This is a genomic window from Pseudoduganella lutea (assembly GCF_004209755.1).
Lineage (GTDB): Bacteria > Pseudomonadota > Gammaproteobacteria > Burkholderiales > Burkholderiaceae_D > Rugamonas > Rugamonas lutea.
The window spans coordinates 1516900-1538483 of the sequence record NZ_CP035913.1; the positions used below are offsets into that span (position 1 = coordinate 1516900).

A 21584-nucleotide genomic window follows, 5' to 3' on the forward strand; every position below is an offset into this window, starting at 1 on the left:
TGTCGGTCAGCGCAGCGCGGGTGGCAGCGGCTTGAACTTGGCGCAGTAGATCTTGGAGCGGGTAGCCGCGTAGGCGATGCGCCCGCCGGTGGAGGTTTCGCGCACCGGTGTCGCGGAGCCCGTGATTGTCGCATAGCGCAGGCCGTCGCGCTGCGTGATCGCCGCCGCCAGCTTGTCGGGCGTGGTGTCGGCCACCGCGCCGATGAAACGATAGGGAAAGGTCTCGTCGCTGACGATCACTTCGCGCACGGCAAAGCCCCACAGCTTCGCCTCGGGCGTGCGGAACCAGTACGCGCCACCCTCGCGCTTGTAGGGCTGGCCGAACCAGCGCACCATGTAGTCGAAATAATAGCGGTTCGAAGTCTGGTCGCGGCACAGCAGGCCGTTCCCCATCACCACGCCGAAATGCGTGGGTACTTTTGCCTGCACCGGCGGGGAAATGACCGCGCCGAGGATGCAGCCCAGCAGCAGCGTCGCCTTTGCAACGCTGGCTACAGCTTTTGCAGCCATTTGCGGTTGGCGGCGATCCTGGCCTTGGCCGATTCCGGCAGCGCTTCGTAGCAACCCGGGTACTGTTTCAGCGCACTTTCCGGCACATGCTTTTCTTGCCCATTGATGAGGAAAACGTACAACGTCCCGCCCTGATCGGTTTTCCGGGTGCCTAAATACTTGATCATTTTGCGAAATTCCTCCGGCATGCATTATGACACCTCCTTGCAACGGCCGGCATGCGGGCGTCTGTTTTCCGCGAATCGTTATCATTTCGCTATGGACTATGTTTTAATAGACGGGCTCAAGTCGGACGGGACCATGATGAAAATCCTTCGCGCAGTTGCTTTTGCCACCGCAGCATCCGCCGCCACCGTCCACGCGGCGCCAGAACCCGCCGCCATTGCCACCTGGCACATGGCGGACGTGCACGACGTTACGCAAGCCTGGTACTTCACGGGTGAAGCACTGTCGGGCCCATCGCGCGACGGCGCGCCGTGGGCGGAGGGCCAGCCGTCGTTGCGCCCGGCCGCCAATACAACCTTGGCGCCGGCCCCGCCCGTGGTGCCAGCGGTGCCCTCACCGCCCGTGCCGGCCAGGGTCGAGGTGCCATCCACCCTTCCCGAACCGGACATGGCCTCCATGCTGCTGGTCGGGCTGGCACTGATCTTCCTGCGCATCAACCGCAAGGAAGACGTGTTTGGCTGACTCTGCCCCGATACCGTCCACCACCCTCACCCGTCCCTGCCCGCTCCCGCCTGTCGTGCAATTCTGCCGCCGGCACCGCATTTTCACCAGTCCATCCCGCGGCCCTCGCAGCGCGGCCGCCGCTGGCTTACCCTGTTGGCATTCCATCATGTTCCACCATCGAGGCCAACAATATGAACCGCCACGCGCTTCCCTTTGTCTTCACGCTTGCCCTGGCTACCGCCGCCCACGCCGCTCACGCTGCCCCGGCGGCGGACCGTGTCACCGAAACCCGCAACGTCGGCGCCTTCACCGCGATCGACCTTTCCGGTCCTTTCGACGTGCAAGTCGATGCGGAGGCGCCGCGATCGCTGCGGCTGGCCGGCCCCGCGAAGGAACTGGCCGGCATCGAGACCTTCATCGACCGCGACACGCTCGTGGTGCGCCGCAAGGGGCAGACCGGCTGGCACTTCAGCTTCGGCAAGCGCGACGAGCCCGTCACCGTGACGATCGGCGCGCCGCAACTGGCCAGCCTGCGCACCGCCGGCAGCGGCGACGTGCGGCTGGACCGCGCGCGCGGCGACAAGCTGCAACTGGCGGTGAACGGTCCTGGCGACCTGCAGGCCAACGGCAATGTGCGCGAGGTGTCCGTGCGTGGCAGCGGCAGCGGCGACATCGACCTGCGCGGCCTGCGCACGGCCACCCTGCGGGTAAAGATGAGCGGTCCTGGCGACGTGGAAGCCGCCGGTGTCAGCCAGGAACTGGCGGCCGACGTGACGGGTTCCGGCGACCTGGAAGTGGGTGACCTGCATGCCGACAAGGTCAGCACCGCGCTGACCGGCCCCGGCTCCGTGACGCTGCAGGGCCGCAGTCGCGAACTCCACGCCACGCTGGCCGGTTCCGGCGACCTCGATGCATGCGCCCTGGCGGTGGAAAGCGCCAGCGCGAACCTGTCCGGCCCGGGCAGCGCCTGCGTTGCCGGCACGATCCGCAAGATGGAGGCACGGGTGCGCGGCTCCGGCGACCTGGAGGTGCGCGGCCTGCAGACGCAAAGCCTGCGCGTGGAACTCGATGGTCCCGGCAGCATGAAGCTCGCCGGCACGACGGCGGTACTGGAAGCATCGGTGAACGGCTCGGGCGACTTCGATGGCGAAGCGCTTGCCGCCGGCCGCGCCGTACTGCGCGGCCATGGTCCCGGCAACATCCACCTGCAGCGCGTGACGGAATCACTGGATGCCGAACTGCGTGGCTCGGGCGACCTGACCGCGAGGGCCGAGGCGAAAAGCGTGCGGCTGACGCTGGGCGGCCCGGGCAGCGTCCACCTGCAGGGCCGCACGGCACGGCTGGCGGCCCAGTTGAGCGGCTCGGGCGGCATCGATGGCCGCGACCTCCTTGCCGACCAGGCCCAGATCGCCGTGCGCGGTTCCGGCAATGCCGTCGTCAATGTGCGCGGCAAGGTCGAAACCCATGGCAGGAACGGCCCCGACCGGCTTGTAACGATCGACCGCGACGGCACGCACGACGCACGCTGAGACTGCTCTACCCGCCAAGCCCGGCACACGGCCAGGGGACCCGGCCGTGTGCCGGGTTTTTCTTTTGGTATTAGCGGGACCGGTACTGGGCATACCAAACACCATACCATTTTACTGGATTAGATTTCCCTTAAAAAACAATAACTTACCCATCCAAGAGACGCACATCACCGTACGACACGACGCGCCCTGATAATACCAGTTAAATACCTGTTGACAAGCTGGTTGGCCCACCCTATAGTCACTTCGACTTCTTTACAGACCACTCCTATGATCGACTATCTGATCGGCGTCGACGGCGGCGGCACCGGTACTCGGGTGCGCCTCGCACGGCCAGACGGCACATTGCTGGCCGAAGGCAGCAGCGGCCCGTCCGCCCTGCTCCATGGCATCCCGAATGCATGGCAATCCGTCGAACAGGCCATGGCCAAGGCATTCGCCGAGGCCGGCATTCCCGTTCCACAACGCGAACGCATCGCGATCGGGCTGGGGCTGGCCGGTGTCCACAACAAGGGCTGGGCCGCGGACTTCATCGGCGCCAATCCCGGCTACGCGGCGGTGGCGCTGGAAACGGATGCCTATACCACGGTGCTTGGCGCGCACGAAGGCAAACCCGGCGCCATCATCGCGCTGGGCACCGGCAGCGTCGGCGAGGCGCTGTGCGAGGATGGCTCGCGGCGCGAAGTGGGCGGCTGGGGTTTCCCGTCCGGCGACGAAGCGGGAGGCGCCTGGATCGGCATGCACGCGGTGAATCACATCCAGCACGTGACCGACGGCCGCGCCGCCGCCAGCGCGTTTGCCGATGCCGTCATCGAGCACTGCGGCGGCAACCGCGACGCCATCCAGCAGTGGCTCGCCAGCGCCACGCAGACCGTGTATGCGCAAGTGGCGCGCATCGTGCTCGGCCATGCGGACAGCAACGACACGGCGCGCGAGATCATGATCGAAGCGGGCCGCCACGTGGCGCTGATCGCCGGCGCGCTGGACACGACGGCCAGGCTGCCGATCGCGCTGTGCGGCGGCCTGGCCGAACCGATGCGCGCCTTCCTGCCGGGCGACCTGCTGGCGCGCATCGTGCCGGCCAGCGGCGATTCCGCGGCCGGTGCGCTGCAACTGATCCGGCAAAGCCTGCCGGCGGATGCCGTGCATTCTTCCGTGAAGGAATAACCATGCCGGCCCGACTGCGCGATTTCCACCCCGATGCGGCAAGCGACACGCCGCTGTACATGCAACTGGCGAACCGCCTGTCCGACGGCATCGCCGGCGGCGACTGGCGCGCCAACGAGGCGCTGCCTTCCGAACGCGTGCTGTCGGACGCGCTGAACATCTCGCGCGTCACGGCGCGCAAGGCGATCGACCTGCTGTGCGACCGCGGCATGCTCACGCGCCGGCGCGGCTCCGGCACCTACATCACGCCGAAGCTGGAACAGCCGCTGTCACGCCTGACGAGTTTTTCCGAAGAGCTGCGCCAGCGCGGCTTTACGGCCGGCTCGCGCTGGCTGCAGCGCGAAATCGGCATCGCCGCGCCGCTGGAACTGCTGTCGCTGGGCCTGTCGCCGAACGTGCCGGTGGCACGCCTGAAACGGTTGCGCACCGCGGACGACGTGGTCATGGCGATCGAGACATCGACGATCCCGGCCGCCTACATTCCCGATCCGCAGCGGGTCACCGACTCGCTGTACGGCTACCTGGAAGCGCACGGCACGGTGCCGATGCGGGCGCTGCAGCACATCCGCGCGATCAACGCCACGGCCGAACAGGCCAGGCTGGCCGATATCGCGCCCGGCACGGCCATGCTGCACATCACGCGTGTGAGCTACCTGGAAAGCGGCGCCGCGGTGGAACTGACCCACTCGTGGTGCCGCAGTGATTATTACGAATTCGTAGCGGAGTCGCGTCGATGAACGATGCAAACAACCTCAATACCCTCAAGGGCAATATCCTGACCCCGAACGGCTGGATCACGGGCACCTTGACCTTCGGCGAACGCCTTGCCGGCATCGACGGCGATGCGGCCGACCCGGCAGGCAATACGGATGATTACATCCTGCCCGGCTTCGTCGACCTGCACGTGCATGGCGGCGCCGGGCGCGACGTGATGGAAGGCGGCGACGCCGTCCACGCGATCGCCGCGATCCACGCCCGCCATGGCACCACCAGCATCCTGGCCACGACGATGACGGCGCCGCCGGAAGACATCGACCTGGCATTGACGGCGATCGGCGCGGCGGTGCGCCAGCGTGGCAAGGGCGAAGCCCGCGTGCTGGGCGCGCACCTGGAAGGCCCGTACATCAATTCCGGCAAGCTGGGGGCGCAACCGAATTTCGCGCGCGCCGCCACGCTGGCCGAAGTCAAGCGGCTGGAAGCGCTGGCGCCATTGCGGGTGATCACGGTGGCGCCGGAAATCGCCGGGCACCTGCCGCTGGTGCGCGAGCTGGCCGACGAAGGCATGCGCGTGCAGATCGGCCACACCCTCGGTTCGTATGAGGACGGCGTGGCCGCCCTCGAACACGGCGCGGCCGGCTTCACGCACCTGTTCAACGCCATGAGCCCGTTGCACCACCGCGAACCCGGCATGGTGGGCGCGGCACTGGCGCATGCGCAGTTCGCCGAACTGATTCCCGACCTGCTGCACGTGCACCCCGGTGCCATCAAGACGGCGCTGCGCGCGATTCCGCGGCTGTACTGCGTGACCGATTCCACGTCCGCCACCGGCATGCCGGACGGCGAATACATGCTGGGGCGGCACACGGTGCAAAAATGCATGGGCGGCGTGCGCCTGCCGGACGGCACCCTGGCCGGCAGCACGCTGACGCTGGACCAGGCGCTGCGCAACCTCGTCGGGCTGGGGCTCGACCTGGCCGATGCGTCGGCCCGCGTCTCCACGCATGCCGCGGATTACCTTGGCCTGGAAGAGCGCGGCCGCCTGCAAACCGGCGCATGGGCCGACATCGTGGTGCTCGACCGCGACCTCAAACTGAAAGCCGTCTACATCGAAGGAGAACGCGTTGACCTCAATGATGCTTAAGGAAGCGCTGTCCGCGGCCGATTGCGTGGCCGGACAGCTGGCCCACGATATCGACCGCTATGCGGAACTGGGCCGCAAGCTCGCGGGCACGCCATTTTCCACGGCGCTCACCGTGGCGCGCGGCAGCTCCGACCATGCATCGAACTACATCGCCTACCTGATCATGGCGCGCCTCGGCCGCGTGGTCGCATCGCTGCCGATGTCGCTCGTCACGCTGCACAAGTCGCCGCTCGTCACGCGCGACACGCTGACGATCGCCGTGTCGCAATCGGGCCAGAGCCCGGACGTGGTCGAGCCGATCCGCTACTTCCGCGACGGCGGCGCAACGACCGTCGCGCTCGTCAACGACATCGACTCGCCGCTGGCCCAGGCCGCCGAGTGGGCGATGCCGCTGCGCGCCGGCAAGGAGCAAAGCGTGGCGGCCACGAAGAGCTTCATCACGTCGCTGGTGGCCGGCGCCCGGATGGTGGCCAACTGGCAGGACGACCAGGAACTGAAGGATGGCCTGGCGGCCCTCCCCGACGCGCTGCGCGCGGCCACGCAGGCCGACTGGCAGCAGGCGGTGGACGTGCTGGCGCCGGCCCGCAACATCATGGTGGTGGGCCGCGGCATCAGCTTCCCGGTGGCGCTGGAAGCGTCGCTGAAATTCAAGGAAACGTCGGCATTGCAGGCCGAGGCGTTTTCCGGCGCCGAGATCAAGCACGGCCCGATGGCGCTGATCGACGAAGGTTATCCGCTGCTGATCTTCGCCACACGCGGCCCCACCCAGGCCGGCCTGCTGGCGCTGGCGGACGAGATGCGCGGGCGCGGCGCCCGCGTGCTGCTGGCCGCCCCCGTCGACGTGGCGCAACGCGACCTCACGCTGCCGGTGGCCACCACGCCGGACCTCGATCCGATCGTGGCGATCCAGGCGTTCTACGTGATGGCGGCGAAGCTGTCGGCCGCGCGCGGGCTCGATCCGGACAAGCCGCGGCACCTGTCCAAGGTCACAAAGACCAACTGAGCCAATCGGGCCGACCGGGCCAGCCGGGCCGACCCGCGCAGCGCCGTGCCCCGGCAGCCGCGCGCATGCGCGGCGACGCCCTCCCTTCAACGTAACTGCACCGGTCACGTGAACGAACTATGAACGAACAACAGCGCGCACAACGTGCCGAACACCGAAAGCTGGCGGGCCAGCTGATCATGATCCGCTTTCCCGGCACCGAGCTCGACGCGGCCACGGCGGATTTCCTGAAGGCGAACGGCATCCGCGCCGTCTGCCTGTTCCGCGGCAACATGACGGATCACGCGCAACTGTCGAAGCTCACGGCCGACCTGCGCGCAGCGCTCGGCCCCGAGGCACTGATCGCGATCGACCAGGAAGGCGGCGCCGTGGTGCGCTCCACGTGGGTGCCGGCACCGCCGGCGGCAATGGGCCTCGGCGCGGCGGACGACACCGGCCTGGCGCGCCGCACCGGCGCCGCCGTGGCCCGCGCCGTGAAGGCGCTGGGTTTCAACTGGAACTTCGCGCCCGTTCTCGACCTGAACAACAACCCGCACAACCCCGTGATCGCCGAGCGCTCGTTCGGCGCCGAGCCGCATCGTGCGGCGGAACTGGCGATGGCGTGGATGGCCGGCAGCGAGGAAGAAGGCGTGGCCTGCTGCGTCAAGCACTTTCCCGGCCATGGCGACACGAGCGTGGATTCGCACCGCGACCTGCCCACCGTCGACAAGCCGCGCAGCGAACTGGAAGCATTCGAGTTCGCGCCGTTCCGCTTCGCCGCGCCCGTGGCGCCGGCCGTGATGACGGCGCACATCGTCTATCCCGCCATCGATGCCGACAATCCGGCCACGATGTCGCCGGCGATCCTGGACGGCATCCTGCGCCGCGAATGGCACTACGACGGCGTGATCATCACCGATGGCATGGACATGCATGCGATCGCCGGCCGCTATGGCGTGGGCAACGCGGCCGTGCGCGCGCTGGCCGCCGGCGCCGACATGGTGATGGCCCTCGGCACCCCGCAAACGCAGGATGAAACGCTGGAGGCCATCGCGCAAGCCATCGCCGACGGCACGATCACCCGTGCGCAGGTCGACGAGCGCCTTGCCCGCCTTGCCGCGCTGGCCGCGAAGTATCCGTGCGCGCCGCGCGACTATGCCGAAGACACCGCCGACCGCGCCATCATGGCCGAAGGCTGGCGCCGCGCGCTCACAAGCCGCGGCAATCCGCAACGCCCTGCGGCAGGCAGCAAGGTGCGGCTCGTGGTGCGCCAGGATGTCGTCAGCGATGGCGTGTCGGAAGCCGGCGTACCCGCGGCCGCCGTGGCCGCTTCGCTGGGCCGCTTGTACGACGTGGAGCTGCTCACGTTCGCCGATGCCGAAAGCTTCGACTGGTCGGCCCTGCCCGCCGATGGTCGCTACACGATCCTCGCTTCCACGTCGCGCCTGCGCTATGGCCCGCATGCCCGCGCCACATGGCGGCCGGATCTGCACATGGCGTTGTGGAACCCGTACCAGGCGCTCGACATCGATGCGCCGGCGCTGATGACCTACGGCTTTGCCGCGCCGGCGCTCGATGCGGTCAACGCCTGGCTGGCCGGCGACCTGGAGGCAGAGGGCAAGTGCCCGGTGCCGGGCTTCGCCTGAAGAACACATCACGACAATAATACGGAACGAGACGATGCCGAACGCCGCCCCTCCAGTCAAACCGGCATCCAGCCAGGGCCGCAACCCGCCGTTCTGGGTGCCCTCGCTGTATTTCGCCCAGGGCCTGCCCTACTTCGCCGTGGCGCTGATCGCGGGGCTGATGTTCAAGAGCCTGGGCGTGGCAAACGAGGATATCGCGCACTGGACGGCCTACATCGGCGCGGCCTGGGTCTTCAAGCCGCTGTGGAGCCCGTTCCTGGAACTGGCGCCCAGCAAGAAGGCGGTGGTCGTCACGTTCCAGCTGCTGGGCGGCGCCTGCCTCGGCCTCGTGGCGCTGGCGCTGCACCTGCCCATGTGGCTGGCGGCCAGCGTGGCCATGCTGGGCCTGGTGGCGATCAGTTCGGCCACGCACGACATCGCGTGCGACGGCCTGTACATCGCCAGCCTCACGAAAAAGCAGCAGGCGCAATACGCCGGCTGGACCGGCACGTTCTTCAACGCGGGCCGCTTCATTTCACTGGGCGGCCTCGTGATCCTGGCCGGGCAGCTGGAAAAGTCGCAAGGCGTGACGGCCGCATGGACGATCATCTTCCTCATCCTGGCCGGCACGATGATCTCGCTGGGGCTTTACCACGCCTGGTCGCTGCCGACGGCGCCCAACGCGGTGGCGACGGATGGCACGGGCGCCGACCGCACGGCGGCCGGCATCGCCCGCACGCTGCGCGAGGTGATCGTCGATTACCTGAACAAGCCCGGCATCTGGGTCTCGATCCTGTTCATCATCCTGTTCCGCGCGGGCGAGGCGCAGGTGCAGACGATCGGGCCGCTGTTCCTGCGCGATGCGATCGACAAGGGCGGCCTGGGGCTGTCCACCGCGGAAGTGGGCATCGTGTACGGTACCTCGGGCACGGTGGCCTTCATCATCGGTTCCATCGCCGGCGGCTATTTCACGTCCTGGCTCGGGCTGCGTCGCGCCATCCTGCCGCTGATCCTGGCCGTCAACCTGCCGAACCTGGTGTTCTGGTACCTGTCCACCTGGCATCCGCACGACCTGGTGATCGTGGGCGCCGCGCTGTCGGCCGAGATGTTCGGCTATGGCTTCGGCTTCGTCGGCATCATCCTGTACATGATGCAGGTGGTCGCTCCCGGTAAATATACGACCGCGCATTACGCGTTCTCGACCGGCATCATGCAGCTGGGCTTCGTGCTGTTCAAGTGGGTCAGCGGCGATATCCAGGCGGCGCTCGGCTACCAGCGCTTCTTCGTGTGGGTGCTGGTGGCGGCGATCCCCGTGGCCATCCTGTCGCAGTTCATTCCAATGGAATCGCGGGTGGCGGAAGACGCCGAACAGCCGGCCGGCGAAGCGCCGGCGACCGCGGCGCAGTGACGCGATTTGATTGCGGTACCAATGGCGCTGAGAAAGCTTCCGTAGTATCTTTACGCGTCGCGATCATTGCGTAAACTGAAACCCTATTCTTATTGAAATTTATGGGACAATAAGTGTTTGTCCCTTGATTGAAGGATTTTTTCATCATGCCCCAGTTCCGTCTCGCCCGCATCAGCCTGCTGCTGGCTGCCATCGGCCTGAACGCCGCTTTCGCGCTGCCCGCCGCGGCATTCGCCCAAGACAAGCCCGCAGCCCAGGCCGAGGCACCGAAGGACACCGTGCGCCCTGAGATCTTCAAGCTGGTCGATCCGGCCCAGATCAAGCCGCTGATGGATGCCAAGAATTATGCCGAAGTGAAGAGCCGCCTGGCGCAGGCCGATGCGCTGCCGAACCGGACCGTGTACGAGGATTTCGTGCTGAACCGCATGCGTATCTCGGTGGCCTCGGCCACCAACGACACGGCGACGCTGACCACCGCGCTGGAAGCCGTGATCAACTCCGGCAAGCTGCAACCGACCGAGCAGCGCGACTTCGTGCAGGCGCTGGCCACGCAGTACTACAACAACAAGGATTACCCGAAGGCGATCACCTGGTTCAACCGCTACCAGACCGAAACCGGCGACACCAAGGTACGCCCGTACATCATCCGCGCCCATTACTTCAACAACGACTTCGCCACCGCGAAGACCGAACTGCTGAAGGACCTGGACGTGCACCAGAAAGCCGGCACCGCGCCGAAGCTGGAAGAGCTGCAACTGCTGGCCAACTCCGGCGCGAAGACCAAGGACCAGGCGACCTATCTCGTCGCGCTGGAAAACCTGGTGCGCTACTACCCGAACGACGACTACTGGCTCGACCTGCTGAGCCGCACCCAGGGCAAGGCCAGCTACTCGAACCGCTTCGCGCTGGACGTGCTGCGGCTTGAAAAAGTGGCCGTGTCGAAGATGGCCGCCGAAGAGTACACGGCGCTGGCCGAACTGGCGCTGCTGGCGGGCCAGCCGATCGAGGCGAAGCAGGCGCTGGACGCCGGCTTCTCGAACGGCGTGCTGGGCACCGGCAACAAGGCGGGCGAGCACAAGAAGCTGCGCGCGCAGGCCGACAAGCAGGCCGCGGACGACCAGAAGAATATCGGCACCGGCGAAGCCTCGGCCCGCAAGTCCAAGAACGGCACCGGCCTGATCAACCTCGGCTACGCGTACGTGACCCTGGGCCAGCACGACAAGGGCATCGCCCTGATCCAGGAAGGCATCGCCAAGGGCGGCCTGCAGAACGCGGAAGACGCCAAGCTGCGCCTGGGTTACTCGTACGCGCTGGCCGGCCGCAAGGACGACGCGATCAAGACGCTGCAGACCGTGACCGGCACCGATGGTCGCGGCGACCTGGCACGCTACTGGATCATGTGGGTGAACCGCCCTGCCGGCGGCAACGCCCAGGCGCAGGCTGCCCAGTAATCAGCGCCACTTCGGCGCAAAAAAAAGCGGGAATGGCCGATGGCCTTCCCGCTTTTTTTATTGTTGGCTTCAATGCGCTGGTGTCTGACACCTTTTTCGGGCGCCTCATCCGAAAAAGGTGTCAGACACCGGTTCGTTTTGACACCGGTTTCGGTTTGCCCTAGCGCTTATCCCCCAACCCTTCGCGAAACGCCGCATCGAACGCGCCCGCGGCGCCCGTCATGCCGCTGCACCGGTCGCTGGCCCCCTGCACCGCCACCTTGCACGGCTGGTCCCGGTCCAGCGACCACCAGTGCAGCCCGGCCAGGCCCATCTGCTTCACCGCCGCGCCCAGCATGCGCGCGTCGTCCAGCGTGAAATCGTTCAGCGGCATGTCGTTCACGCCGATCATCGGCGTCACCTCGATCTGCGCGAGCGGGATGCCGTATTTTTCATGCACGTTGCGCACCGCCTGCACGGCCGACTTGCCCATGTCGCACGCGTCGCCGCGCAGCACGCAGGCGTCCGGCGCCGGCGGGCCGTAATCCATCACCATCAGGTTGAACGTCCAGTCGCGCAGGCCGCCGGCGCGCACGGCGGCGAGGATCGTTTCGCCCAGCGCGTTCAGGCTGCGCCTGCTGCCGTCGGACGCCGCATGCGTGGCCACGGTGAACGAGAAACGCAGGTCCGGGCGCTTCTTCTGCGCCGTGGCGGCGCGCTGCACGATCGAGGCGATCTGCTCTTTCGTCTGGCCCGCCTCGATGTCGAAGTCGATGCCGGCCAGGTGCCGGGAATCGTAGCGGGCGATGAAGCGCTCCATGCCCTCGTCGGTCGCGCAGGTGAACACGCCGCCCTGCCCGCCCGTGGAGACCACGTAGTCGACGCCGGCTTTCGCGAAGGCTGCCACGTTCGCCTTCGCGACCTGGGCGCCCGTCTGTTCGCGCCACGTCTCGCTGCCGCATTCGCCGGTGGCAAACGCCCACGTCAGCGCCGCCGGCTTGCCGGCCAGGTAGGGCGTGGCGTCGCGCGCACCGATCACATGATCCGGCGCACGGTTCAGCGGCAGGAATTTATATGCACTGACGACGACGCGCGGCGCTGCCAGTGCGGCCGATCCGCACAGCGCCAGCAGTGCGGCGACCAGGAGCTTGTTGGTTTTCATCGGGTTTCCAAGGACTGCGCCAGCACGTCGGCCTTCGTGAGGCCACCGGCCGCCGGCGCGGTCCACCAGTAGTTGACCATGGTGTTCAGCACGCCGATCGATTCGACGTGATGCCACCACAGCGAGGGAATGTACAGCGCGTCGCCCGGCTCGAGTTCGGCGACGATCGCGTGCCTTTCAGCTTCCCTGAACCGCGGGAAGCGCCGGTAGTCGGGCGAGCGAAAGTCCACGAGGCTGATCGGCGTGGGCGTCGGCGCAAAGTCCAGCGGCCCGAGGTACAGGTTCGCCACCTGGTCGGGCGGGAACAGCGTGAAGCGGCGCCTGCCACTGACGACGCAGGCGAGATTGTGCGACTCGTCGAAATGCGCCGGCGTGACCACCTCGTTGCCGAGCCACAGACGCGGCATCACGGCCGGATCTTTCAATGGATCGATCGGGGGGGTGCGGTTCTTGTCCGCGAAGCCAGGCAATACGTCGTCGAGCAATGCGCTCTGCATCGCCACCGCCGGCGCCACGGGGAACTGCGAATAGCGCGCGATCTGCTCGATCACGGCCGCCACCGTGCGCTTGCTGCGCACGAAGTTGAAGCCCTTCATGTCCGGCGCATAAAACAGCCGGCCCTTTGCCTCCGGCGGCATCAGCACGGCGTCGGCCGTCGCCGCCGCCGCACCGCGGTCGAAGCGCAGCAGATAGCGGCACAACGCTTCCGGCGACCGTCGCGCTTCCATCACGGCAGGCCACTGATTCACGTAGCCGCGCAACACCAGGGGCTGCTGTCGGGTCTGCATGGCCGTCCAACCACTGTCGGGCATGCCACTGATTTCACTGCAAAAAATCATGCTCTCAGCATCTCCACAGCAGTGTTGTAAAGATCCTGGGGACTGTCCCTCCGGGAGGGACAGTCCCCGACGTTTTTACAACAGGTTACCAGGGAGCTGGTCAGTACTTGAACCGCAGGCCGGCGTAGTACTGGGCGCCGTTGGCGTAGAAGCGGCCCGGCTGGTCCTTGTTGTACACGTAGTTCTTCAGGACCGGCTCGTTCAGGTTCTGGCCGCTGATGGTCAGGATCACGTTCTTCGTGATGTTCCAGTTCAGCGAGGCGGAGAGCTGCCCCACCGCGTCCTGGTACAGCGGCGTGCCGCGGTCCTGCGCGGCCAGGTAGGACGAGCGCCATGCGTAGCCGATGCGCGCGTTGAACTGTTCGTTCTCGAAGTAGGCGCCGACGTTGGCGGTGGTCTTCGAGGCGCCCAGCATGTCGCACGGGCTCGATGACGTCGTCGTCTGCGTGGCCGGGCAGCTGCCGAAGTCCTGCTTCGAGTCGGACAGCGTGACGTTGCCGTCCACGCCGAAGCCCGCGCCCAGCGGCATCTGCAGCGCCAGCTCGATGCCCTTCACGCTGGCATCCACGTTGATCGGCGAGGTGATCGTGTAGGTGGCGAACGTTGGCTGGCCCGATTGCTGCGACGCGCGGCTGTCGATGAACGTGCCCGTGCTGGTGCCGTAGCCCACGTAGTTGTGCAGGTCCATGTAGAACACGCCGATGGAGGCCAGGGCCCGCGGTGCGAAGTACCACTGCACGGTCGCATCGAGGTTGTTCGACAGCGTGGGCTTGAGCGCCGCGTTGCCGCCGTTGCCGGTATGGGTTTCATCCGTCAGCGACACGGTGCCGCCCAGCGCGCCGAAGTCCGGCCGCGTCATCGTGCGCGAGGCGCCGAAGCGGGCCACGACATCGCTGCGCACGTCGAAGCGCAGGTTCAGGCTTGGCAGGATTTCCGTGTGGTTGTTCTCGATGCGCGTCTGCTGCACGAAGCCGCCCCAAGGGAATGCCGGCAGGTTCCCGCCCGGCAGCTGGTTCGGCAGGATCTGGTAGCCGTTCGACTCGCCCTCGGTGCGCACCACGCGCACGCCCAGGTTGCCGCTCCAGCCATCGCCTTCCATTTCCGTGGACACGTAGGCAGCCTTGGTCTTCTCCGTCAGGTTGAACATGTCCGGATAGTAGATCCGCTCGGCGCTGCGGTTCGAGTGCAGGTTGCCCCACTCCTGCAGGATGGCCGGATCCAGTTCCCACACGTTCTTCGGGAAATCGCCGCCCAGGTCCTTGCCGAAATCGCCCGGATACGTGTTGCCGTTCCAGGCCGGGTTCGTGTTGGCGGTGCCCGGTTCCGTGTTCGCCCAGTTCGGGCCTTGCGAGATCGCGAAGTTGCTGCGCTTGTGGTCGGTGCCACGCAGGCCGAACTTGATTTCCTTGAACGTGTCGTTATCGAGGCGGAACGCGGCGTCGATCTGGCCGTAGGTCTCTTCATCGGACGTGGTGGCCGGGCTGTAGCCAAACACCCAGTCCAGCACCGTGCCGGTGAAGACGGACGTGTCGATGCTCGGGAACTTCACGGTGGCCGGCGAACCCAGGCCATTGAGCTGGTAGCTGACGCCCGAGTTGTTCACGTCGCCTTCGTACACGCCCTGCGATGGCGTGGCACCGGTACCCTTCGTCTTGCCGATCAGGGCCGACAGCGTGAGCTGGTCGTTGACGCGCCACTTGCTGTTCAGGTCGAGGAACTCGGACTTGGCGTACGCCCCTTCGCGCACGATGTCGTCGACGATGCCATAACGCAGCGGGTTGGCCGCGGTGCCCTTGTTGGCAAAGCTCACCGACGTGAGCGTGCCGTTGCGCACCGTGTACGAATCCGGGATCACGTTGCCGCCGATGGCACCGCTGCCGTTCATGTCCGTCATGTAGTTGCGGTTGTAGTTCGACGCTTCCAGCTTCGAGGTGAAGTACGTGGCTTCCAGCGAGATCTCGCGCGACGGCTTGAGCTGGGCGGCAACCAGGCCGCCCTTGCGGTGGCGCTCCTGCGTGAACAGCGAAGAGCCGATCAGGCGCGGATACCACACGTTGGCGAGCTCCGGCCGGGCTTGCGCCAGCGCGCTGCCGGGGGCGATCTGCGTGTATTGCAGCAGTTCCTGGCCATCGCGGCGCAGGCTGCGTTTTTCCGAGAACCCCTGCAGCATCACGCCGAAGGTATTGGTGGCGTTCTTCCAGTTCACCAGGCCGGAGAATTGCGGGTCCGTCTTCTCGGCCAGCGTGGAATACACGGCCTGCACGGAACCTTCCAGCGTCAGCGGCTGCTTGAAGTCCAGCGGGCGGCGGGTGATCACGTCGATCGAGCCGGCGGCGCCGCCTTCGACCATGTCGGCGGTCGGCGCCTTGCGCACGATGACCTGGCCGACGATCTCCGAGGGCAGCAGCGAGTACGACGTGGTGCGGCCCACCGCGCCGCCGACCTGGTCGAGCACGAACCAGTCGCCGGACGATACCGAGTGGCCGTTGATCGTGGTCTGCGTCAGCGAAGGCGCGGTACCGCGCAGGCTGACACGGTCGTTCTCGTCGAAGCCGCCGGAACCGGCGGCGGACGAGCTGATGTTCACGCCGGGCAGGCGCTGCAGCGAGTCGGCCACGTTCTTGTCCGGCATCTTGCCGACGTCTTCGGCGGTGATGACTTCGACGTTGGCGGCGGCATTGCGCTTGGCCGACAGCGACTGCTGCAGGGCCGCGCGGATGCCGGTGACGATCACCACTTCCGGTTCGGCCTGCGCGCCGGTGCTTTGCTGCGCCGCGGCCTGCTGCGCCATGGCCGGCGCGGAAATGCCCAGCACCAGGATCGCGGCGGCGGCGGCCGCCGGCGTCAGGCGGTTGATGGCCGGGCGGTGCGTGGATGGTTGTGCTGCCTGGATGCGCTTCATGTACTCCCCCTTGATGTGCGCCCGTCTGACCGGGCCGTCCGTTCACTGATCCGTGTGCCTTGCCGTGCCGCTGGTACGCCGCCGGTGGCGCGGCAAGGCTGTTGTTGTTGCTATTGCTCTTGCCATTCATTGCAAAACCAATTGAGCGCCAATATACCGCCAACCAATACCACAACACTACCAATTTCCTTCTTTTTTTCTAATGTTGTATTCGGAATACATACCACTTGGTGACAAAACCCCGTCAGATAGCGCTAACCTCCTCTAACGGGCCGCCAAGACCAGTGCGGACCGCTTTATGTATGGTCTTTTTTTGGTATTATCGACGCCGCCATTCCACGCCACCTTGCGGCCCGCGCCGGCAAGGCCACACGATGCAGACGGACCATTGGGGAGAACACATTGACTTCGCTGGCGGACATCATGCGCGGCATGGGGCAGACCAGTCTGCCCCTGTACCAGCAATTGCAGCGGGCGCTGCGGGAAGCAATCGACAAGCGGGTATTCGGCCCCGAAGAGGCCCTGCCGGCGGAACGGCAACTGGCGGTCGACCTGGCGATTTCCCGGATCACGGTGCGCAAGGCCATCGACGGCCTCGTCGAGGAAGGACTGCTCGTGCGCCGGCCCGGCTCGGGCAACTTCATCAATACCCGCATCGAAAAGAATTTCGCCAAGCTCACATCGTTCTCGGAAGACATCCGGGCCCGCGGCCGCACGCCCCGCAGCGTGTGGCTGAAGCGCTCGGAGGGCACGGTGACGCCGGAAGAAGCGTTACGCCTGCGGCTGTCGCCCGGCGCGCCGGTCTACCGGTTCAACCGCATCCGCTTTGCCGACGACGTGCCGATGTGCGTCGAGTACGCGACGATCGTCGCTACCGCCCTGCCCTCGCTCGACGCCGTGGACGTGTCGATGTACGAAGCGCTGGAAGAGACGGGACACCGGCCCGTGCGCGCACTGCAGCGCCTGTCCGCGCTGCTGCTCAATGCCGAGCAGGCGGAATTGCTGCACACGCGCGTGGGCGATGCGGGGCTGGCCGTGGAGCGCCTCGGCTTCCTGCGCGACGGGCGCGCGGTGGAGTTCTGCCGCTCGATCTTCCGCGGCGACATGTACGACTTCGTCGCGGAGCTGAGCACACCCTGAGTCAGGGTGCGGCCGTGCGCTGGTGGGTGCTCACGCCCCGCTCGCTGTCGATCGCCATGCCGGTGACGACGCCCCGGGCGTCGCGTGAAAAGTTCACCGTCGTCAGGCTGTCGCCGATCAGGAAGCCGTCGGGCCGGTAATTCACCAGGGGCGCGCGCGGCTTGCCCGCCGCCCCGATCGACAGGCCATCCCCCTCTTGCCGCACGGTGTGGCTGGCCTTGTCGTCGATCGGATAGACACCCACATAACTGCCCAGCGTGGCGGCGTCCAGTTTCACGGCGGATGGCACCGGCAACGGCTTGCCGGCGATGCGCATCGCCACCTGGCGGGTCAGCTTTTGCAGCGGCGCGGCGCCGGGGCCGCCTTCCCTGTTGCCCAGCACGGCCACGTAGATGCGCTCGTCGGGCAGCCATACCGCATCGGTGGCGAAACCGTTGATGTTCCCGCCGTGGAAAACAAGCGGCGTGCCGTGCAGCTTGCCGACGAACCAGCCGTGACCATACGGGCCCGCCTTGCCGTCGGCCAGCGTGTAAGGCGTGAACGCGCGGCGCAGCGTGTCCGGGCGCACCAGCTTGCCGTCGACCAGCGCAGCCTGCCAGCGCGCCAGGTCGTCCACCGTCGAGACCAGCGCGCCGGCCGCATAGGGCCAGGCCATGCTGAGCGGCCGGCTCAACGTGGCCTGGCCGTCTTGCACGCTATACCCCGGTACGGGTTTCAATGCGGCACCCGTGCCTTCGTATCCCGTATGCGCCATGCCGAGCGGCTTGAAGATGCGTTCGTCCATGAAACGGGCGTATGACAGCCCCGACACCTTTTCGATGATCGCACCGAGCAGGAAGTAACCGGAGTTGTTGTACTTGAACTTGCTGCCGGGGGCGAACTCCGGTGCTTCGTTCTTGAAGAAATCGATGGCCTGTTCGACGCTGACGTCCTTGCCCATCACGTCACCGAAATCCTTCTTGCTGGTGTAGCTGACGATGCCCGACGTATGGGTCAGCAGGTGTTCGATGGTAACGTGCCGCCCGCCTGCCGGGTAATCGGGCAGGAAGCGCGTGATGTCGTCGGTCAGCGCCAGCTTGCCCTCGTCGGCCAGCATGAGGATGCCGATCGCGGTGAACTGCTTGGTGATCGAACCGAGGCGCAGCACCGCCTCCGGTGCCAGCGCCTGCTTCGCGTCGACGTCGGACAGGCCATAGGCCTTGCGGAACACTGTTTTTCCATCCTTCGTGGCGATGACGGTAATGCCCGGCGCATCGGCCTTGAAATGGGGCGCGAGCAGTGCATCGATGCCGGAAACAAGCGGGTCTTGCGCAGCCTGTACCGGCACGGCCTTCGTGGCTGCCGGCTGGGCGGTGGCGAACGGCGCCTGCAGCAGCAGCGCGGAAAGGGCGACGACAGCGGTGGCGATGGCGGAACGCTGGAACATGGGTTTTCCTCGACGTTAAGAAAAACACATCGTAGCGCCTGCCGTTACGAGCGGGTGCGCCATGCGACGAACGGTCGCATGGGCAGGACGAATTGAAGAAACGAGGGTGCTGCCGCAGGCCGATGCGGCGACGGCAGCGCCCTGCCCGCGCTTACTTCGCCTTCGACGCGTCGCCCGCCACCACCACGGCCAGCTTGGCCGGATCCACGTGCTTGCGGAAGGCGGCATTGACCTGCTCCACCGTCAGGGCCTGCAGCTTCGCTTCATGCTGCTTGCTCCACATGAACGTGCGGTCCAGGTACAGGTAGTTGGTCCAGGCGCTCGCCACCACGCCATCCTTGGTGCGGTTCTGCACGCGCTGCTGCAGCAGGCCGGACTTCGCACCGGCCACTTCGGCGGCCGTGAAGCCGGTCTTCAGCGCCAGCGCCAGTTCCTCGCGCACCGCCGCTTCCAGCTTCTTCAGGTTCTGCGGCGCGGCGATCGCGTTGATCGTGAAGTAGGACGCGCGGTCCAGGTCGCCCACGAACAGGCCCGAACCGCCGCCATACGACAGCCCGTCCTTCTGGCGGATGCGGTCCATCAGGCGCGACTTCAGGCCGCCGTCGCCGAAGATGAAGTTGGCCAGCTCCAGCGCAGGATAATCCGGGTCGTCGCTGCGCAGGTCGAGGTTGACCCGTGCGGCATAGAAGCCGTTCTCCTTGTCCGGCGTGTCGATCGCCTTGCGCATGGCGGCGCGCTCCTCGTTGGCGTCGAGGATGCGCGCATAGGGCATCCTGCTTTCCCATCCGGCGAGCGTGGCCGCAACGGTCTTCGCCGCCGCTTCCTTGTCGAAGTCGCCCACGATCGCCAGCTCGCCGTGCGACGCGCCGTAGAAGTCGCGGTGATAGGCCTTCACGTCGTCCAGCTTCATTGCCTTCAGTTCCGCCAGCTGCTCCTCGACCGTCATCACGTCGCGCGGGTCGCCCTTCGGCCAGTGGTCGAAGTATTCCGCGATCGCCTGGCTGGCCAGGGCTTGCGGCTCGTTGCGGCCCGCCTCGATGCCGACGATCCACTGCTGGCGCAGCTGCTCGAATTCGGCCTCGGGGAACGCCGGCTCCTTCAGCACGTGCGTCATCAGGCGCAGCGCTTCATCGAGGTATTCGCGGGTGGTGTCGAAGTGGTACACACTGCCCCCGCTCATCTTCAGCTTCGACATCGCGTCGGCCAGCTGCGCGCGCGTGTACTTGCCCGTGCCGCGCGTGAGCATTTCGCCGGTGACGGCGGCCACCATCGATTTGGCGAACTGGTTCTTTTCGTCGCCCCAGTGCAGGCGCAGGTTCACGGACACGGTCTCGCCACGGTTCTTCTTCGGCAGCAGCGCCACTTCGAGGCCGCCGATCTTGCGGATCTCCGTGCGCGCCATGATGTTGTCCTGGCTCGGGTCGAAGTTCTCGGACGTGAGCACGCTTTCCCTGGCCTTGTAGTCCTTCATCACGTCCTGCGCGGACGGGGCGGTGCCGATGACAGCGCGCTGCGGCGCGTCTTCCGGCAGGAACAGGCCCACGACGCGGTTGTCGCGCCGGAAGTAGCGCCCCGAGGCTTCGGCCACCTGCTGCGCGGTGATCGACGGCAGGCTGTCGCGGCCCTGGAACAGCAGGCGCCAGTCGCCCAGCGCGATCTGCTCGGACAACGCCACGCCCACCTGCTGCGGGTCGTTCAGCGCCTTCTCGATGCCGTTGGCGAAGTTGCGGCGCGTGCGCTCCATCTCTTCCTCGCTCGGCGGCGTCCTGGCAAAGCTCTCCACGGCATCGACCAGCGCGTCGCGCACCGGCTCGACCGGCTGCCCGGCCTTGACGACGGCACCGAACAATTGCAGCCCCGGCGCATAGCCGGTCTGACCGAAACTGAACACCTGCGCCGCCTTGCCCGTTTCCACGAGCAGCTTGTGCAGGCGGCCGTTCGGCGTATCGCCCTGGATCTGGCTCATGAACTGCAGCGGATCGGCATCCGGGTGCAGGCCGGCCGGTACCTTGTAGCCCACCAGCACCAGTTGCACGTCGCCCTTGCGACGCACGGCGAACTGGCGCTCACCATCCTGCGTCGGCTCCACGGTCCAGAACGGCGGCAGCTTGCGCTTCGGCTTCGGAATCACGCCGAACGACTTGCTGATCCACGACAGGGTCTGCGCAGGATCGAACTTGCCGGCCACGAGCAGCACGGCGTTGTCCGGCTGGTAGTACGTGCGGTAGAAGCCCTGCAGGTTCTCGATCTTCACGTTCTCGATGTCGCTGCGGTTGCCGATCGTCGAGCGGCCATAGCTGTGCCAGTCGTAGGCCACGCTTTCCATCCGCTTCATCAGCACGCCGAACGGGCTGTTCTCGCCCGACTCGTACTCGTTGCGCACCACCGTCATCTCGGAGTCGAGGTCTTTCTTCGCAATGAACGACTTCGTCATGCGCTCCGCTTCCATCTCCAGCGCCCATTTCAGGTTGCCGGAACTGGCCGGGAACACTTCGTAGTAGTTGGTGCGGTCCTGCGATGTGGTGCCGTTGAAATCCATGCCGCGTTCGGCGAACTGCTGCGGGATGTTGCGGTTCTTCGGCGCGCCCTTGAACAGCAGGTGTTCGAGCAGGTGCGCCATGCCGGTTTCACCGTAGTTCTCGTGGCGCGAGCCGACCAGGTAGGTGACGTTGACGGTGACGGTGGGCTTCGACGCATCGGGGAACAGCAGCACTTTCAGGCCGTTCGGCAGGCGGTATTCGGTGATGCCTTCGACAGATGGCCCCTTGACCACGCCGGGCGGCAGGGCCTGGCCATGGACGGCGGGGGCGACAAAGGTCAACGTGAAGCAGGACAGCAGCGCTGCGGGAAGGGAGGCACGGCTGGGGAAGGCACGGCGTAGGGTCATGTGGCTTTGCTCGGGTCGTTGGCAAAACCGTATCCTACGCTGTCAAT

At 66.5% G+C, this 21584-nt stretch carries 17 protein-coding genes; 10 read left to right on the top strand and 7 right to left on the bottom strand.

All coding sequences use genetic code 11. From position 1 onward, the window contains the following. Positions 1-6 precede the first annotated feature (6 nt). Positions 7-510, bottom strand: coding sequence for a hypothetical protein (locus EWM63_RS06415; protein ID WP_130185782.1), 504 nt, complete (start codon positions 508-510; stop codon positions 7-9). Then, positions 492-698 carry a hypothetical protein gene (locus tag EWM63_RS06420; protein ID WP_229487762.1) on the bottom strand — a complete coding sequence of 69 codons (207 nt, stop codon included), beginning with the start codon at positions 696-698 and terminating at the stop codon, positions 492-494. The genes EWM63_RS06415 and EWM63_RS06420 overlap by 19 nt, the downstream gene beginning before the upstream one ends. A 112-nt stretch (positions 699-810) precedes the next feature. Here EWM63_RS06420 and EWM63_RS06425 point away from each other — a divergent pair, with 112 nt between their 5' ends. The 9 genes from EWM63_RS06425 (at position 811) to EWM63_RS06465 (ending at position 11202) form a co-directional block, all read left to right on the top strand. Further along, positions 811-1197 carry a hypothetical protein gene (locus EWM63_RS06425; protein ID WP_130185783.1) on the top strand — a complete coding sequence of 129 codons (387 nt, stop codon included), beginning with the start codon at positions 811-813 and terminating at the stop codon, positions 1195-1197. 173 nt (positions 1198-1370) lie between these two features. Beyond that, complete coding sequence (locus tag EWM63_RS06430; RefSeq protein WP_130185784.1) at positions 1371-2708, top strand: head GIN domain-containing protein; 1338 nt, start codon at positions 1371-1373, stop codon at positions 2706-2708. A gap of 270 nt (positions 2709-2978) precedes the next feature. After that, on the top strand, positions 2979-3875 hold the full coding sequence (locus EWM63_RS06435) for a glucosamine kinase nucleotide-binding domain-containing protein (RefSeq protein WP_130185785.1): 897 nt from the start codon (positions 2979-2981) through the stop codon (positions 3873-3875). Positions 3876-3877: 2 nt separating this feature from the next. Next, on the top strand, positions 3878-4612 hold the full coding sequence (locus tag EWM63_RS06440; RefSeq protein WP_130185786.1) for a GntR family transcriptional regulator: 735 nt from the start codon (positions 3878-3880) through the stop codon (positions 4610-4612). Then, the gene (gene nagA, locus EWM63_RS06445) at positions 4609-5736 is read left to right on the top strand and encodes an N-acetylglucosamine-6-phosphate deacetylase (protein ID WP_130185787.1); all 1128 of its coding nucleotides are present in this window, start codon (positions 4609-4611) and stop codon (positions 5734-5736) included. Before EWM63_RS06440 ends, nagA begins: the two co-directional genes overlap by 4 nt. After that, complete coding sequence (locus EWM63_RS06450; RefSeq protein WP_130185788.1) at positions 5726-6739, top strand: SIS domain-containing protein; 1014 nt, start codon at positions 5726-5728, stop codon at positions 6737-6739. The genes nagA and EWM63_RS06450 overlap by 11 nt, the downstream gene beginning before the upstream one ends. A gap of 119 nt (positions 6740-6858) precedes the next feature. Further along, entirely contained in the window at positions 6859-8364 is a 1506-nt protein-coding gene (gene nagZ, locus EWM63_RS06455) for a beta-N-acetylhexosaminidase (protein ID WP_229487763.1), read from the top strand. Positions 8365-8398: 34 nt separating this feature from the next. Beyond that, the gene (locus EWM63_RS06460; protein ID WP_130185789.1) at positions 8399-9751 is read left to right on the top strand and encodes an MFS transporter; all 1353 of its coding nucleotides are present in this window, start codon (positions 8399-8401) and stop codon (positions 9749-9751) included. A gap of 146 nt (positions 9752-9897) precedes the next feature. Then, on the top strand, positions 9898-11202 hold the full coding sequence (locus tag EWM63_RS06465) for a tetratricopeptide repeat protein (RefSeq protein WP_130185790.1): 1305 nt from the start codon (positions 9898-9900) through the stop codon (positions 11200-11202). Between the two features lie 160 nt (positions 11203-11362). Here the strand turns inward: EWM63_RS06465 and EWM63_RS06470 are convergent, their stop codons facing one another. The 3 genes from EWM63_RS06470 to EWM63_RS06480 form a co-directional block, all read right to left on the bottom strand. Next, the gene (locus EWM63_RS06470) at positions 11363-12343 is read right to left on the bottom strand and encodes a glycoside hydrolase family 18 protein (RefSeq protein WP_130185791.1); all 981 of its coding nucleotides are present in this window, start codon (positions 12341-12343) and stop codon (positions 11363-11365) included. Then, positions 12340-13131, bottom strand: coding sequence for a cupin-like domain-containing protein (locus EWM63_RS06475; protein ID WP_229487764.1), 792 nt, complete (start codon positions 13129-13131; stop codon positions 12340-12342). The genes EWM63_RS06470 and EWM63_RS06475 overlap by 4 nt, the downstream gene beginning before the upstream one ends. Before the next feature lie 151 nt (positions 13132-13282). Beyond that, a complete protein-coding gene (locus EWM63_RS06480; protein WP_130185793.1) occupies positions 13283-16084 on the bottom strand; it encodes a TonB-dependent receptor in 2802 nt (933 codons plus the stop codon). Positions 16085-16486: 402 nt separating this feature from the next. Between EWM63_RS06480 and EWM63_RS06485 the strand changes: the two genes are divergently transcribed. After that, on the top strand, positions 16487-17224 hold the full coding sequence (locus EWM63_RS06485) for a GntR family transcriptional regulator (protein ID WP_130185794.1): 738 nt from the start codon (positions 16487-16489) through the stop codon (positions 17222-17224). A 1-nt stretch (position 17225) separates the two neighbouring features. Here EWM63_RS06485 and EWM63_RS06490 read toward each other — a convergent pair whose 3' ends face one another. Both EWM63_RS06490 and EWM63_RS06495 read right to left on the bottom strand, forming a co-directional pair. Beyond that, the gene (locus EWM63_RS06490) at positions 17226-18650 is read right to left on the bottom strand and encodes a serine hydrolase domain-containing protein (RefSeq protein ID WP_130185795.1); all 1425 of its coding nucleotides are present in this window, start codon (positions 18648-18650) and stop codon (positions 17226-17228) included. Positions 18651-18801: 151 nt separating this feature from the next. Further along, positions 18802-21537, bottom strand: coding sequence for a M16 family metallopeptidase (locus tag EWM63_RS06495; protein ID WP_130185796.1), 2736 nt, complete (start codon positions 21535-21537; stop codon positions 18802-18804). Between the last annotated feature and the right edge of the window lie 47 nt (positions 21538-21584).